Here is an 11,918-nt window from a genome sequence, read left to right as displayed (position 1 = left end):
CCTCCGTCCAGCACTCGCACCAGAACCCGCTCCTGGTCGTGACGCTCAGCACGGGTGCCCTCCCCGTCGTACGTCCGTGAAGAGTTCCGCGGTGACCGTGTGACCGCCGTCGCTGTCGTGCACCACGACCCGGTGCGCGATCGCGCTGACCATGCCCAGCCCCCGGCCGTGCTCCGCCTCCTGGTCCTGGTACTCGACCTTCGGAGCCGTGCCTGCGCCCCCGCCATCCGTCACAGACAGGGCGACCACCTGCAAGGACACCGCAAGCGCCAGATGGAAGCTGCCAGCTTCCCGCCCACTGGCCGTATGCAGGATCGCGTTCGCGCTCAGCTCGCTCACGATCAGTTCCGCGTCCTCGGCCAACGGCGAACCGCGCAGGATGTCGCGTGTCCAGCGCCGCGCCCTGCTGACCTCTTCCGGGAAACCTGGGCAAGTGAGCCCCCAGACCCGCGCAGTGCTCGTATACTCGTGCATACAAGTTCCTTCGTGCTGGTAGGCCGCCATGTGCAGCGGGTTCGGGCTAGACGAGTTTCACGCCGTCATGGGCGCGGATGGCCGGCGGAGACGCCGCGTCGAGTGCGTCCAGGACGCGGATCGCGTATGCCTCGTCGGCGAGTTCGGATACTTCTTCGCGGGTGGCCCAGCGCAGTGCGCGGGTCTCGTCCCCGGTGGTGGGTGTGCCGTCGGCGGCCTGGCAGCGGAAGACCAGGGAGACGATCAGCCCGGTCATGTTCTTGTAGACGCCGGTGAGGGTCGCAGGGAGTGCGATCTTGATGCCGGTCTCTTCCAGGACTTCGCGCTGAAGGGCCTCGGGGAGGGTTTCGTCTCGCTCGACGACGCCACCCGGAGGTTCCCATTTGCCGTTGTCCCGGCGCTTGATCAGGAGGGCGCGGCCGTGGTCGTCGACGATGACTCCGGCGACGCTCACGGAGTGCGGACGGTCAGTGCTCACGTTCCTCGGCCCTCCCGGCTGGCTAGGCTCTCCACCGTAGCAACAACACTCGCCCACTCGTCTAGATACCTAAAGGAGTACTCAACGTGAGCCCTCTCCGTTCCGGCTTGCTCGGCGATCTCGACCCCACGAGTGATCGTGCGGTCTTCCGGCAGATCGCCGACCAACTGCGCGAGGCCATCGACCGTGGGCGGTTCAAGGAGGGCGAAAAGCTGCCCTCGGAGGCTGACCTGGTCGAGCACTACGGGGTTTCCCGGATGACCGTCCGCAACTCCTTCTCCGTCCTCCAGGGCGAAGGCCTGGTGCACGCCGAGCACGGCAAGGGCGTCTTCGTCCGGCCCCGCCCGCCCGTGCGGCGTCTCGCCTCCGACCGCTTCGCCCGCCGCCACCGCGAGCAGGGCAAGTCCGCGTTCATCGTCGAAGCCGACGCCGCCGGCAGTCACCCCCAGGTCGACAGCCTGGAGGTCAAGGAGGAGAAGGCCAGCCAGGACATCTCCACCCGGCTCGGCTCCGTACGGCGTGTGCTCGCCCGCCGGCGCCGCTACCTCCTCGACGGGAAGCCGGTCGAGTTCGCCACCTCCTACCTCCCCCTCGACATCGCCCGCGGCACGCAAATCGCCGAACCCAACCCCGGCCCCGGCGGTATCTACGCCCGCCTCGAAGAACTCGGCCATCACCTCGACCACTTCGAGGAGGAGATCCGCGCCCGGATGCCCTCGCCCACCGAGGTCAAGACGCTCCGGCTGGCCTCCGGCGTACCAGTGATCCACCTCGTCCGCACCGCCTACGACACGGAAGGGCGAGCCGTAGAGGTCTGCGACACGGTCATGGCGGCGGACGCGTACGTGCTGTCGTACCAGCTCCCGGCGACTTGATCGCATGACTGGCGGTGGTGCGCGGGGGACGCTTCCCGAACTCGTACACCCCAACATGCATACTCGTATAGACGAGTGGGCAAGTTGTGTGGCAGGGTGGTCCGCATGAACCCGGAGATCGGGTTCTCGGATCGCTACATGTATAGACGAGTAGATATGGAAACTTCCTTGCGTACCATCCGTGTTGAGACCGCCGCCGCGACGATCCTGCTGACCGAGGCCCCGGAGCCGAAGGTTCGCGACCGTCAGACCGGCGAGATCGCCAAGGACGCCGTCAGCGGCGAGGCTCTGATGACGCTCGGCGTCGTCTACATCGAGGAGGGCGAGTCGTCCCTCATCAAGGTCACAATCCCCGAGGGCGGTGTGTCCGAGGGACTGGCGCTCGGAGCTCCGGTCTCGCTCCCGGGGCTCGTTGCCCGGCCGTGGGAGAGCGTGTTCAACGGGCAGCAGCGCCACGGCATCGCCTTCCGTGCCGCCGCCGTCACTCCGGCCGCGTTCCCGGCCGTCGCCGAGGCCGCTGCCTGATGAACGACCTTGCGACGCTCCTGGAGGTGGGTGGTCCCCTCGCCGCACTCGGTGGCGGGGCCGCCTACACCCGGGCCAAGCACCCGGCCGCGTACTGGTCCACGATCGGCCTGCCGATATCCACAACCCGCCTGCTCAGCTCGTACGGCTCGGTCATGGAGGCCTGCGGCCTGACCGTGGCTCCGTCCCGGCTGCGGGTCCTGGCCGTCAAGGCCACTACCCGCCGCGAGGTCCGGCCTGTACCGCCCCGCCGGGGCATCATCCGACCCACCACGACCGGCCTGCGGATACGTCTGCGGCTTGCCCCGGGCCAGGAACCCGCCGACGTCGCCGCTTCCGCCGAACGGCTGCGGCACGCATGGGGAGTGCACGCGGTCTACGTCACCACCCTCAAGCCCGGCGTCGTCGAACTCCGGCTCGTCGGCTACGACGTGCTGCGGCGGGTCCGCATGCCCCGCACCCGCAAGCTCCCGTCCGGACTCCTCCAGGTGCCGGTGGCTCTGCGGGAGGACGCCACCCCGTTCGTACGGGACTACCGCACCGTCCCGCATCAACTCACCCTCGGCGCAACCCTGTCGGGCAAGTCGATGTACCTGCGCCATCTGGTCGCCGGACTCGCCCGGCAGCCGGTCGCCCTGGTCGGCATCGACTGCAAGCGCGGGGTGGAACTGTCCCCGTTCGCTGCCCGTCTCTCGGCCCTGGCCACCGACCCGGACCAGGCCGCCGACCTGCTGCCCGCGCTCATCGACGAGATGGAGGACCGCTACGACCTGATCAAGTCCCGGCAGGGCATCGCCCCCAACAGCCCCGATGAGGAGATCACTTCAGACATCTGGGGCCTGCCCGAGAGTGAACGCCCGGTCCCGATCGTGCTGTTCGTCGACGAGGTCGCCGAACTCTTCCTCGTCGCCACCCGCAAGGACGAGGAACGGCGCGACGAGATGGTCACCCAGCTCATCCGGCTCGCCCAGCTCGGCCGCGCCGCCGGCATCTACCTCGAAGTCTGCGGCCAGCGCTTCGGCGCCGAACTGGGCAAGGGCGCCACCATGCTCCGCGCCCAGCTCACCGGCCGCGTCTGTCACCGCGTCAACGACGAAGCCTCCGCCAAAATGGCCCTCGGAGACATCGCACCCGAAGCCGTCGGCGCCGCCTGCGCCATCGCCCCCGAACGCCCCGGCCTGGCCGTAGCGGGTGACACCTCCGGCGGCTGGTCCCGCATCCGCACCCCCTACCTCTCCCTCGGCGCCGCCGCCGCAATCTGCCGCGACTCCGCGCACCTGGTGCCCGACCTGCCCGCGCTCAAGCGCTTCCAGCCGTACGCACCCGCGCAACCGGTCAAGACCCCGGGCCCCACCGCCCAGCCGCGCCCGGCAACCAACTGACCTTCCCCCAGCCCAGTTTGGCGTGACCGCCTCACGCCACGTCCCTACCCCTCCATGCCCGAACCCGGAAGGAGCCGCATCATGCGCGCCCAACTGGCCCGCGTCGACGCGGTACTCGTCCAAGCCCTCATCGCCGCCGCCCTCTCCTTCGCCCACCTGCACGACATCGCCTCGGCGGCCGGGCAGGACGGGTGGAAAGCGTGGGCCTATCCCATCAGCGTCGATCTCCTGCTCGTCGCCGCCTGGCGCCGACTGCGGACCGGACACGCGAAGGCCTCTGGCTGGTGCTGGTTCGTCATAGCGCTGACCGCGTCTCTAGGCGCGAACGTCGCCACCGCCGGCCTACTCGACCTCGGCGACGTCCCCGCCTGGCTGCGCATCCTCGTAGCGGGCTGGCCCGCCGTCGCCTTCCTCGGCGGAACCCTCCTCGCCCACACCGCAACACCCCTAACCAACAACGACGTTGAGCCTGCCGACGTCCAGGAGGACGCGCCCGAACCTCCGCCTGGGATACCGGTGCAACCGGCCATCGAGGCACCACCCAACCGCCCCTCCGTGCCGGTCCCGGCCGCCCTCATCGACCACGCCCGCAAGGTCGCCGCCGAGCACCACACCAGAACCGGAACCCCCATCGACACCCCGACCCTCCGCGCCCGCCTCGGCGTCCCGGCACCCATGGCCGAAGCTATCGCCGCCCACCTCACACCGACAGGAAGTTGACCCGTGCCCCTCACCTTCAACACCGCCGCCGACTACCTCGACGCGGCCCGAGAGATGGCCCACAGCAACCGGTGGGCACTGGCCCGCCTCCTCGCCGAGGAAGCCGCCGACCGGACCTCGGACCCTGCCCAAGCGGCCCGCATCCTCGCCGAGTTCCCCGCCCCGAACCCGCGAGAGGAGAACTGACGATGACCGCCAACCGCCGCTTCCGCAACGTCATCCGCATCGGCCTCGTCCAGGTCGCCACGTCCTACGACGACCGGGGCCAGGAGAAGCACACCGCCGCCTGCACCGCCCCGCGCTGCGGTGCCTCGCACGACTACGACAGCCGCGCCGCCGCCGAGTTGGCGGCCCACACCCACCGCTGCCCCGTCCGCTGAAAGGGAGTTCCACTCCGTGACCGTCAGCCTGCCGCTCGTCGTCGTCCTCGGCTTCTTCGCCTGGGGAGCGGTCAAGTTCCTCGGCGTCCGCACCTGGATCGTCGTCCTGATCGCCCTGTTCGGCTTCTGGCTCTCGCACACCTTCCTCGCCCCCGCCATCGAGTCCGGCACGCGTTCCGGCGTGGGTGTCGTAAACGGCTCACATGACTAGACGAGTAGATGAGAAAGGGTTCGCCGTGTTCCTGCCCAAGTACCCCGACAACCCGACCCCGCCGCCCGCACACACCCACACCCCGGCCGACCCGATGCCCGTACGGCGCTCGCTCCCGCCGGTCGCCATCGACCGCAACACGGTCGTCGCCCTGGTCGTCGGCGGAGTCGTCCTCACCGCGCTCCTGGCCGCCGTCGCCGTAACGGCCATCTCCGTAGCCATCGCCGCCGTGGTCCTGCGCTCGATGCTCCGCGACCACCGCCGCTGACCGACCCCCGAAACGATCCCTGGCCTCCGGGGCGGCGGCACACGACCAAGCATTTCGCCGCCCCGGGGCCCGTCTCTCCTGACCGAGCCAGCCAGAAGGAGCAAGCCATCTTCACCCGCCCCACCCCGGCCCCACTCCCCGAACTAGCGAACCTGGCCGCGCAAGGCACCCTCCCGGGTATCCTCCGCCAACTCTCCGGCCTCGGAGGCTGCACCCACCCCATCCGCCTCGACGGCCACCGCACCGAATACAACGTCAACACCACAACCGGCGAGATCGGCGGCATCCTCCACCACCTCAACTCGTCGACGCTCCCGGCCGGCCAACTCCTGGTCCGCTGCAACAACCGCCGCACCACCCGCTGCGCGGCCTGCTCCGAGGTCTACCGCCGCGACACCTTCCACCTGATCACGGCAGGATTGCGCGGCGGCAAGGGCACCCCCGAACACGTCGCCACCCACCCCCGCGTCTTCGCCACCTTCACCGCCCCCGGCTTCGGCCCCGTCCACAACCGCCGCACCGACGGCCGCCCCTGCCGCTGCGGCACCCACCACGCCCAGGACGACGACACCCTCGGCACCCCACTCAACCCGGACACCTACGACTACGAAGCCGCCGTCCTCTGGAACGCACACGCCGGTCCCCTCTGGCGCCGCTTCTCCACCTACCTGCGCCGAGAAGTCGCCAAGCGCGCAGGCCTCTCCCAACGCCGCTTCCGCGACCACGCCCGCGTGTCCTTCGCCAAGGTCGCCGAGTACCAGAAACGCGGAGCCGTCCACTTCCACGCCGTCATCCGCATCGACGGCCCCACCGGCGGCGACACCCCACCCCCGCCCTGGGCCACCGCCGAACTGCTCACCGACGCCATCCGCACCGCAACCGCCAAGGTCCAAGTCGACGGCCCGACCATCGACGACCGCGCCCACACCTTCACCTTCGGCCGCCAACTCGACGTCCGCACCATCCGATCCGCCGACTTCAACGACGGCCAGGAACTCACCGAACGAGCCGTCGCCGCGTACATCGCCAAGTACGCCACGAAGGGCGCCGAAACCGCGACGGGAGCTCTCGACCGTCCGCTGAAGTTCGCCGCTGAACTCGCCCAACTCGACATCAGCGACCATGCCCGCCGCCTCATCCGCACGGCCTGGGCCCTCGGCGCCCGGAAGGACCTGGAGTACCTCCGTCTGCGTGCCTGGGCCCACATGCTCGGCTTCCGCGGCCACTTCTCGACCAAGTCCCGCCGGTACTCCACCACCCTCGGTGCCCTTCGCGACGCCCGTGCTGAATGGCGCCGAGCCCAAGCCGCAGTAGCCCGTGGGCGAGATAGCGACACGACATATGTCCTCGCCCACTGGGTTTATGCCGGAACAGGCCTGTCGGTCGCTGAGGCCTGGCTCTCGGCTTCGATTGCCGATTCGCGGCCCAATTCCGGAGCCTTCGCCGACTCGACGGGAGGTCAACTCGATGGCTCGCAAGACTGAGCAGGAACCTCGTAAGAGCGTTATGACGAAGGACGAGTGGATCGCGAAGCACCTGCGCCGGGCCCCCGTCAGGGATGAGGAATGGGTACGTCGGCTACTCGTACTTCAGGGACGGCCGGAGTGAGAGCGTCCAAGGTCGCCGTTTACACGCGGATCTCCCGTGACGACGAGCGCGACGGACTGGGTGTCGCACGTCAGCGAGAGGACTGTGAACGGCTGGCGGATCTCCGTGGTTGGGACGTCGCGAAGGTGTACGAGGACAACGACGTGTCCGCATTCAAACGGAACGTCCGGCGGCCCGAGTTCGAGTTGATGCTGAGCGACTTGGCGGCCGGGCTGATCGACGGGGTCATCGCGTACGACCTCGACCGGCTGGCCCGTCAGCCGAAGGACCTTGAACGGCTCATCGACCTGTTCGAGGAGACCAAGCGGCGTCTGTTCGCCACCGTCACCAACGACCTGAATCTCGGAACCGCTGACGGCCGCACCATGGCCCGCGTGATGGTGGCCTTCGCCAACAAGTCGTCGCATGACGCTTCGCGCAGGATCCAGCGCAAGCACCTTGAGCTGGCGCGGCTTGGCAAGTCGAGTGGTGGGCCGGCGCCGTACGGCTGGCTGAAGGGCGGAATCACGGTCGATCCCGAAGCCGCCCAGCACATCCGTGCTGCCCAGCAACAGCTACTGGCAGGCGTCCGCATCGGCACCATCCGTACGGACTGGCAGAGGCTGGGGCTGGGTCATCCTCGTGCGGGGACCAAACGGCTCGCGCATCACCACCTTGAGCACATGCTGACCAATCCGCGGCTGTGCGGATACCGCACCTACCGGGGCGAGATCCTCCTCGACGATGCCGGGCAGCCGGTCATCGGTGAATGGGAGACGATCAACACCGTTGAAGAGTGGGAGGTGGTGTCGGCCGTCGTCGCCGAGCGCAAGCTGAAGGAACCCGGCCGGATGCTTGCCCGCAAGTACCTGCTGTCGGGCATCGCTCGGTGCGGACTGTGCCACGCCAAGATCCGAGGTCAGGTCAACCGGAAGTGGCGGCCGGGCTCCAAGGCAGCCAAGTTCACGTACCAGTGTTCCGTGGTGAACGGAGGCTGCGGCCAGGTCGGACGCGTCGGCGAGCCTGTCGACGAGTTCATCATCAGTCTGGTTATCGCTGAGCAGAGGGAGAGAGCTGCCGTCAGTGCCGTTGCCCCGGCCCAGCAGTGGCCGAAGGCATCCGAACTGGCCCGCGTCGAGGCCGACCTCACACAGCTCACACAGGCCGCCAAGGCCAAACAGATCACCGTGTCGACCCTGCTTCAGCTGCTACCGGATCTTGAGCGGAGTCGCGACGAACTGAAGCTGGAGCGAGGCCGCTTCAACAAGGCACGGCAACAGGCCGAGTCCCTGAGTGCCGACATCGGGGAGGACTTCAGGTCTCTCCCGATCGAGCGTCAGCAAGCGTTGATCCTGCACAGCCTGTCTGCCGTGCTTATCCATCCCGCCGGTCGGGGGAAGCGGAAGTTCGATCCGAGCCTGATCGAACCTGTATGGCGCTGACCTCGATCTGAGGTCCATCTGAAGTCCGACGGAAGGACCGGCCTCGTGCCGGGCCTTCTCGCTGTTCAGAGAGCTGAACGCATCGGCGCTGAACTGCGAGGATCCACCGTGAGTAACGACCCTCATAAGGTCAACGATCTCTGGTCCGTCGAACCGCCGGTCGTGCGCCGTACCGGCCAGGTTCTCGACGCCTGAGCGGCGGTAGCGGTATCTCCTACGACGACGAAGGGCTCCCGGTGCGAACCGGGAGCCCTTCGTCGTCGTAGCGGAAAAACTGTCGTAGCCGAGGAGCCTCTAGAACGTGCCCAGTTTCACGATCGACAGCAGGGCGATGAGCTGGATCGCCGATGCGCCCAGGGCCTTCGGCCAGGGGAGGTCGTGGGAGCGGCTGACCATCATCGTGAGGAGGGCGCCGGCCGCCACCCAGGTGGCCCAGCCGAGGGCCTGGACGAAGGTCGCGTCGCCGCCGAAGAACATGGCGAAGACCAGGCGGGGGGCGTCCGTGAGGGACATGATCAGCATGGAGAGGCCGACCGTGGGCTGCCAGGCGCCGTCGCCGCCGAGCTGGCGGGCCAGGGTGTGGGTGACCACGCCCAGGACGAAGGACGACAGCACCATCGCCACGGCCGTGATCAGGACGATCGGGACCGCGTTCGCCAGGGTGGCGCTTATGGCGTCCGCGCGGGCGCCGTCGAAACCGAAGACCGCGAGCAGGCCGTAGAGGAACGTCACGATCAGGGCGGTGCCCCACATCGTGTAGTCCCGCATCTGGAGGAACGTCTGCTGGGGGGCGAGGACGATGCCTCTCAGCAGGTCCTTCCAGTGCAGGCGGGGGCCGACCGGGCCGGTGGGCGCCTGGGCCGAGCCCGCGCGGTACGTACCGCCCTGGGTGTACGGGTCCTCCCCTACGGCGAAGGCCTGGGTGCTGCCCGGGTTGTTCGCCGCGTACGGGTCCGGGGTGCCCGGGTGGGCGCCCTGTCCGTACCCGCCGCCGCCGAAGTACTCCGGCTCGTCGCCGTAGGCGCCGTTGCCGCCGTTCCCCTGGGACCACTGCCGGCCGCCGCCCGCAGGGCTTCCGTACTGCGGTTGCTGCTGCGGGTACGGCTGCGGGGCCGCGGGGTAGCCGTACGGCTGTCCCTGCGGCGCCGGGGGTGCCTGCTGCCCGTGCGGAGGTTGTTGAGGGCGCGCTTGCGGGGCCCTGCCGTCCCGGCCGCCGCGTCCGATCCTGAATCCAGCCACGTCATCGAACGTACCTGGTTCCACGGAGACACGTGCCGGGCCGGGGGTTTCGGACGGGGCTTTGCTGCCGAGCTGTGACATCCCCTAAGGGGAGTCCGGTGGGAGCCCTGAGGGGGTGACAGGGGCCGGGCCCGTGTCGGCCGTGGTGGACGGTCGGCACGGGCCCGGCGGAGAAGAAGCGCAGGCCGGGGCGGGTCCTAGTCGGCGAAGAGGGAGCCGAACTGGGCCGTGCCCGAGGTGGAGACGCCCACCGAGGTCACGGAGAGGGCGCGGGAGCCGGTCGTGCCGATCTTCGTGCCGGTGGAGGGCAGGTAGGTCACCGCTCCGTCGCCGCCGTCCTCGGCCTGGCCGATGATCAGGTCCGCCTTGCCGTCGCCGTTGACGTCGTCGAGCTTGACGTCCTCGCCGAACAGGTCGTTCTTCTCGTCCGTGCCCGGGACACCCGCCGTGCTCTGGGCGAAGGACTGCAGGCCGGTGGAGGTGTTGATGCCGCTCGCGGAGCCGTACATGACGGTGACCATGCCGGCGTTGGAGACGCTGCCGAGGTCCTCCGCCGGGGTGGAGACCACGAGGTCCTGGTAGCCGTCGCCGTTGACGTCACCCAGGTCCAGGTCCCAGCCGAAGCCGTCGCCCTTCTCCGAACTGCCGGGTACGTTCCCGGTGTTCTGGGTGATGCCGGTGGTCGAGGCCGGGCCGGACGCGGAACCGTAGGTGATGCTGGCCTTGCCGCCGTTCGCGGCGTCGGGGACGGTCTGGCCGTCGCTGGTGGTCGCGTCCCAGTCGGCGCCGGTGACGATGTCGCCGTAACCGTCGCCGTTGATGTCGCCGATGCCGGTGACGATGCCGGGCTTGAGGGTCTTGACGCCCGTGACGCTCAGGCCGGTCGCGCTGCCTGGCAGGTAGTAGTTCGTGTTCCAGCCGTTGTCGGTCTGCGTCTCGTAGCCGTCGACCACCAGGTCGGTACGGCCGTCGCCGTTCACGTCGCCGGCGGTGAGCTGCTCCGGGCCGTACGGGTAGCCGGAACTGCCGGGCAGGATCGGGGGCTTGACGGTGTAACGTCCGCCGGGCTGTCCGGTGGAGCTGCTGAAACCGCCCTTGTAGACATAGAGGGTGGCGGCCGAACTGCCCACCGCCAGGTCCGCCTTGCCGTCGCCGTCGAAGTCGCCGGCCGCCAGGGACAGGCCCCAGTAGTCGTGCGAGGAGACGGCCGGGTCCGGTACGTCGCTGCTCTTGCCGGTGAGGCCGCTCGCCGAGCCCCACAGGATCGCGAGGGCGCCGCCGTCGGTGTCGGTGCCGACCTTTTCGCTCGGCGAGGCCACGGCGAGGTCGTCGTATCCGTCGCCGTTGAAGTCGGCGTACGCCGTCGCGCCGCCGAACCAGTCGCCGGCCTCGGCGGTGCCGGGCACGGTGCCGGAGTTCTGGCTGATGACCGAGCGCTTGGCCGAGGTCACGCCGGTGGCGCTGCCGTACAGCGCGACTATCTGGCCGGCGTTGGCGTGGCCGCTGACGTAGGCGCCGGGGGCCGAGGCCACGACGTCGCCGAATCCGTCGCCGTTGAAGTCGGCCTTCGCGACCTTGAACGAGTCGGCGGCGGTGGCCGTCGTCGCCGAGAGCGTGAGCAGACCGCCCGTGAGCGCGGCGGCGGCGGCGGCCGTCGCGAGGGCGAGGCGCAGGTGCGGGTGATGCTTCTGGTGCATGCGGGGTTCTCCTGCGGCATGCGGGGGATGCGTGGCGGGCATCCGCGTCGATGGGGTGCGGACCGTCCGTGTTTGCCGGGAGTTGTCCTCTGGGACACGGGCAGTTGGCGGTCAGGAGACCTCTGGTGGGGCGCAAGGGTTGTACGTGACGACGGTGGTTCTTCACCGGCCGGTCTCGTCGTCGGTGTGGGGTGCGGTGGTCGGGGGAGCGGGGAGTGGGCGCGCCGGTGGTGTACGCGAGGGGTCCTGTACCGCAGTTGGACACCGCGCTGGTGGACACCGCACACGGTGGGGCCTATCTGGATGCCGAGGCCCAGCTCCACCGTTATCGGGTGGTCCTTCGCGCGATCGAGGGGATGGCGCTGACCGTCGTAGAGTCAAGAGACTTGATCCATCGCCTGGTTCAGCGGATGTGAAAGGTCTCGACAGGGCAGACGGCGCCTGGCGGAAGTCCTCTTTCTCGGGCGGGGGTGACAGTGACGACTGCGTCGAGATCGCTGCCGCCCCGGACGCCCTGCACCTCCGCGAGAGCGACGAGACGGGCGTGGCGATGACAACCGCCCGGCCCCAACTCGCCGCTCTCATAACCCACCTGCGCCGCACGTGATCACCGACGCGCGAAGCATCCCGCCGGCACCTG

Annotated in this window: 16 protein-coding genes; 12 read left to right on the top strand and 4 right to left on the bottom strand. The window is 69.2% G+C overall.

All coding sequences use genetic code 11. The features are described 5' to 3' along the window. Positions 1–45: 45 nt before the first annotated feature. Both OG407_RS25010 and OG407_RS25005 read right to left on the bottom strand, forming a co-directional pair. Positions 46–474, bottom strand: a complete 429-nt coding sequence (locus OG407_RS25010) for an ATP-binding protein (RefSeq protein ID WP_405861353.1) — start codon at positions 472–474, stop codon at positions 46–48. Between the two features lie 46 nt (positions 475–520). Then, positions 521–928 (bottom strand): NUDIX hydrolase, encoded by a 408-nt coding sequence (locus tag OG407_RS25005; RefSeq protein ID WP_200715647.1) that lies wholly within the window; start codon positions 926–928, stop codon positions 521–523. A 110-nt stretch (positions 929–1,038) separates the two neighbouring features. Here OG407_RS25005 and OG407_RS25000 point away from each other — a divergent pair, with 110 nt between their 5' ends. The 10 genes from OG407_RS25000 (at position 1,039) to OG407_RS24955 (ending at position 8,342) form a co-directional block, all read left to right on the top strand. Next, complete coding sequence (locus OG407_RS25000; protein WP_362985588.1) at positions 1,039–1,827, top strand: GntR family transcriptional regulator; 789 nt, start codon at positions 1,039–1,041, stop codon at positions 1,825–1,827. Between the two features lie 168 nt (positions 1,828–1,995). Then, entirely contained in the window at positions 1,996–2,352 is a 357-nt protein-coding gene (locus OG407_RS24995) for a hypothetical protein (protein ID WP_317772501.1), read from the top strand. Next, positions 2,352–3,734, top strand: a complete 1,383-nt coding sequence (locus tag OG407_RS24990) for an FtsK/SpoIIIE domain-containing protein (RefSeq protein WP_405861351.1) — start codon at positions 2,352–2,354, stop codon at positions 3,732–3,734. The genes OG407_RS24995 and OG407_RS24990 overlap by 1 nt, the downstream gene beginning before the upstream one ends. 81 nt (positions 3,735–3,815) lie before the next feature. Continuing rightward, positions 3,816–4,454, top strand: a complete 639-nt coding sequence (locus tag OG407_RS24985) for a DUF2637 domain-containing protein (RefSeq protein WP_405861349.1) — start codon at positions 3,816–3,818, stop codon at positions 4,452–4,454. Between the two features lie 3 nt (positions 4,455–4,457). Next, positions 4,458–4,640: a hypothetical protein gene (locus OG407_RS24980; RefSeq protein WP_405861347.1), complete on the top strand. Its 183-nt coding sequence runs from the start codon at positions 4,458–4,460 to the stop codon at positions 4,638–4,640. A gap of 2 nt (positions 4,641–4,642) precedes the next feature. Continuing rightward, positions 4,643–4,834, top strand: a complete 192-nt coding sequence (locus OG407_RS24975; RefSeq protein ID WP_405861345.1) for a mobile element transfer protein — start codon at positions 4,643–4,645, stop codon at positions 4,832–4,834. A gap of 16 nt (positions 4,835–4,850) precedes the next feature. Continuing rightward, complete coding sequence (locus OG407_RS24970) at positions 4,851–5,045, top strand: hypothetical protein (protein ID WP_019075277.1); 195 nt, start codon at positions 4,851–4,853, stop codon at positions 5,043–5,045. A gap of 25 nt (positions 5,046–5,070) precedes the next feature. After that, positions 5,071–5,313 (top strand): SpdD protein, encoded by a 243-nt coding sequence (locus OG407_RS24965; protein ID WP_405849441.1) that lies wholly within the window; start codon positions 5,071–5,073, stop codon positions 5,311–5,313. A gap of 152 nt (positions 5,314–5,465) precedes the next feature. Beyond that, positions 5,466–6,797 (top strand): replication initiator, encoded by a 1,332-nt coding sequence (locus tag OG407_RS24960; protein ID WP_405868570.1) that lies wholly within the window; start codon positions 5,466–5,468, stop codon positions 6,795–6,797. A 120-nt stretch (positions 6,798–6,917) separates the two neighbouring features. Further along, on the top strand, positions 6,918–8,342 hold the full coding sequence (locus tag OG407_RS24955) for a recombinase family protein (protein ID WP_405861343.1): 1,425 nt from the start codon (positions 6,918–6,920) through the stop codon (positions 8,340–8,342). A gap of 294 nt (positions 8,343–8,636) precedes the next feature. Here the strand turns inward: OG407_RS24955 and OG407_RS24950 are convergent, their stop codons facing one another. Together OG407_RS24950 and OG407_RS24945 are read right to left on the bottom strand one after the other, a co-directional pair. Then, the gene (locus OG407_RS24950) at positions 8,637–9,662 is read right to left on the bottom strand and encodes a Yip1 family protein (protein ID WP_405861341.1); all 1,026 of its coding nucleotides are present in this window, start codon (positions 9,660–9,662) and stop codon (positions 8,637–8,639) included. 116 nt (positions 9,663–9,778) lie between these two features. Further along, the gene (locus OG407_RS24945) at positions 9,779–11,278 is read right to left on the bottom strand and encodes an FG-GAP and VCBS repeat-containing protein (protein WP_405861339.1); all 1,500 of its coding nucleotides are present in this window, start codon (positions 11,276–11,278) and stop codon (positions 9,779–9,781) included. Positions 11,279–11,469: 191 nt separating this feature from the next. Here OG407_RS24945 and OG407_RS24940 point away from each other — a divergent pair, with 191 nt between their 5' ends. Both OG407_RS24940 and OG407_RS24935 read left to right on the top strand, forming a co-directional pair. Beyond that, positions 11,470–11,694 (top strand): Scr1 family TA system antitoxin-like transcriptional regulator, encoded by a 225-nt coding sequence (locus tag OG407_RS24940; protein WP_405861337.1) that lies wholly within the window; start codon positions 11,470–11,472, stop codon positions 11,692–11,694. Next, the gene (locus OG407_RS24935; protein WP_405861335.1) at positions 11,691–11,885 is read left to right on the top strand and encodes a DUF397 domain-containing protein; all 195 of its coding nucleotides are present in this window, start codon (positions 11,691–11,693) and stop codon (positions 11,883–11,885) included. Before OG407_RS24940 ends, OG407_RS24935 begins: the two co-directional genes overlap by 4 nt. The last annotated feature ends 33 nt before the right edge of the window (positions 11,886–11,918 follow it).

It is taken from the genome of Streptomyces sp. NBC_01515 (assembly GCF_045040345.1).
Classification (GTDB): domain Bacteria; phylum Actinomycetota; class Actinomycetes; order Streptomycetales; family Streptomycetaceae; genus Streptomyces.
The sequence above is the reverse complement of the archived record's forward strand: the minus strand, read 5'-3'. Positions and strand labels throughout refer to the sequence as shown.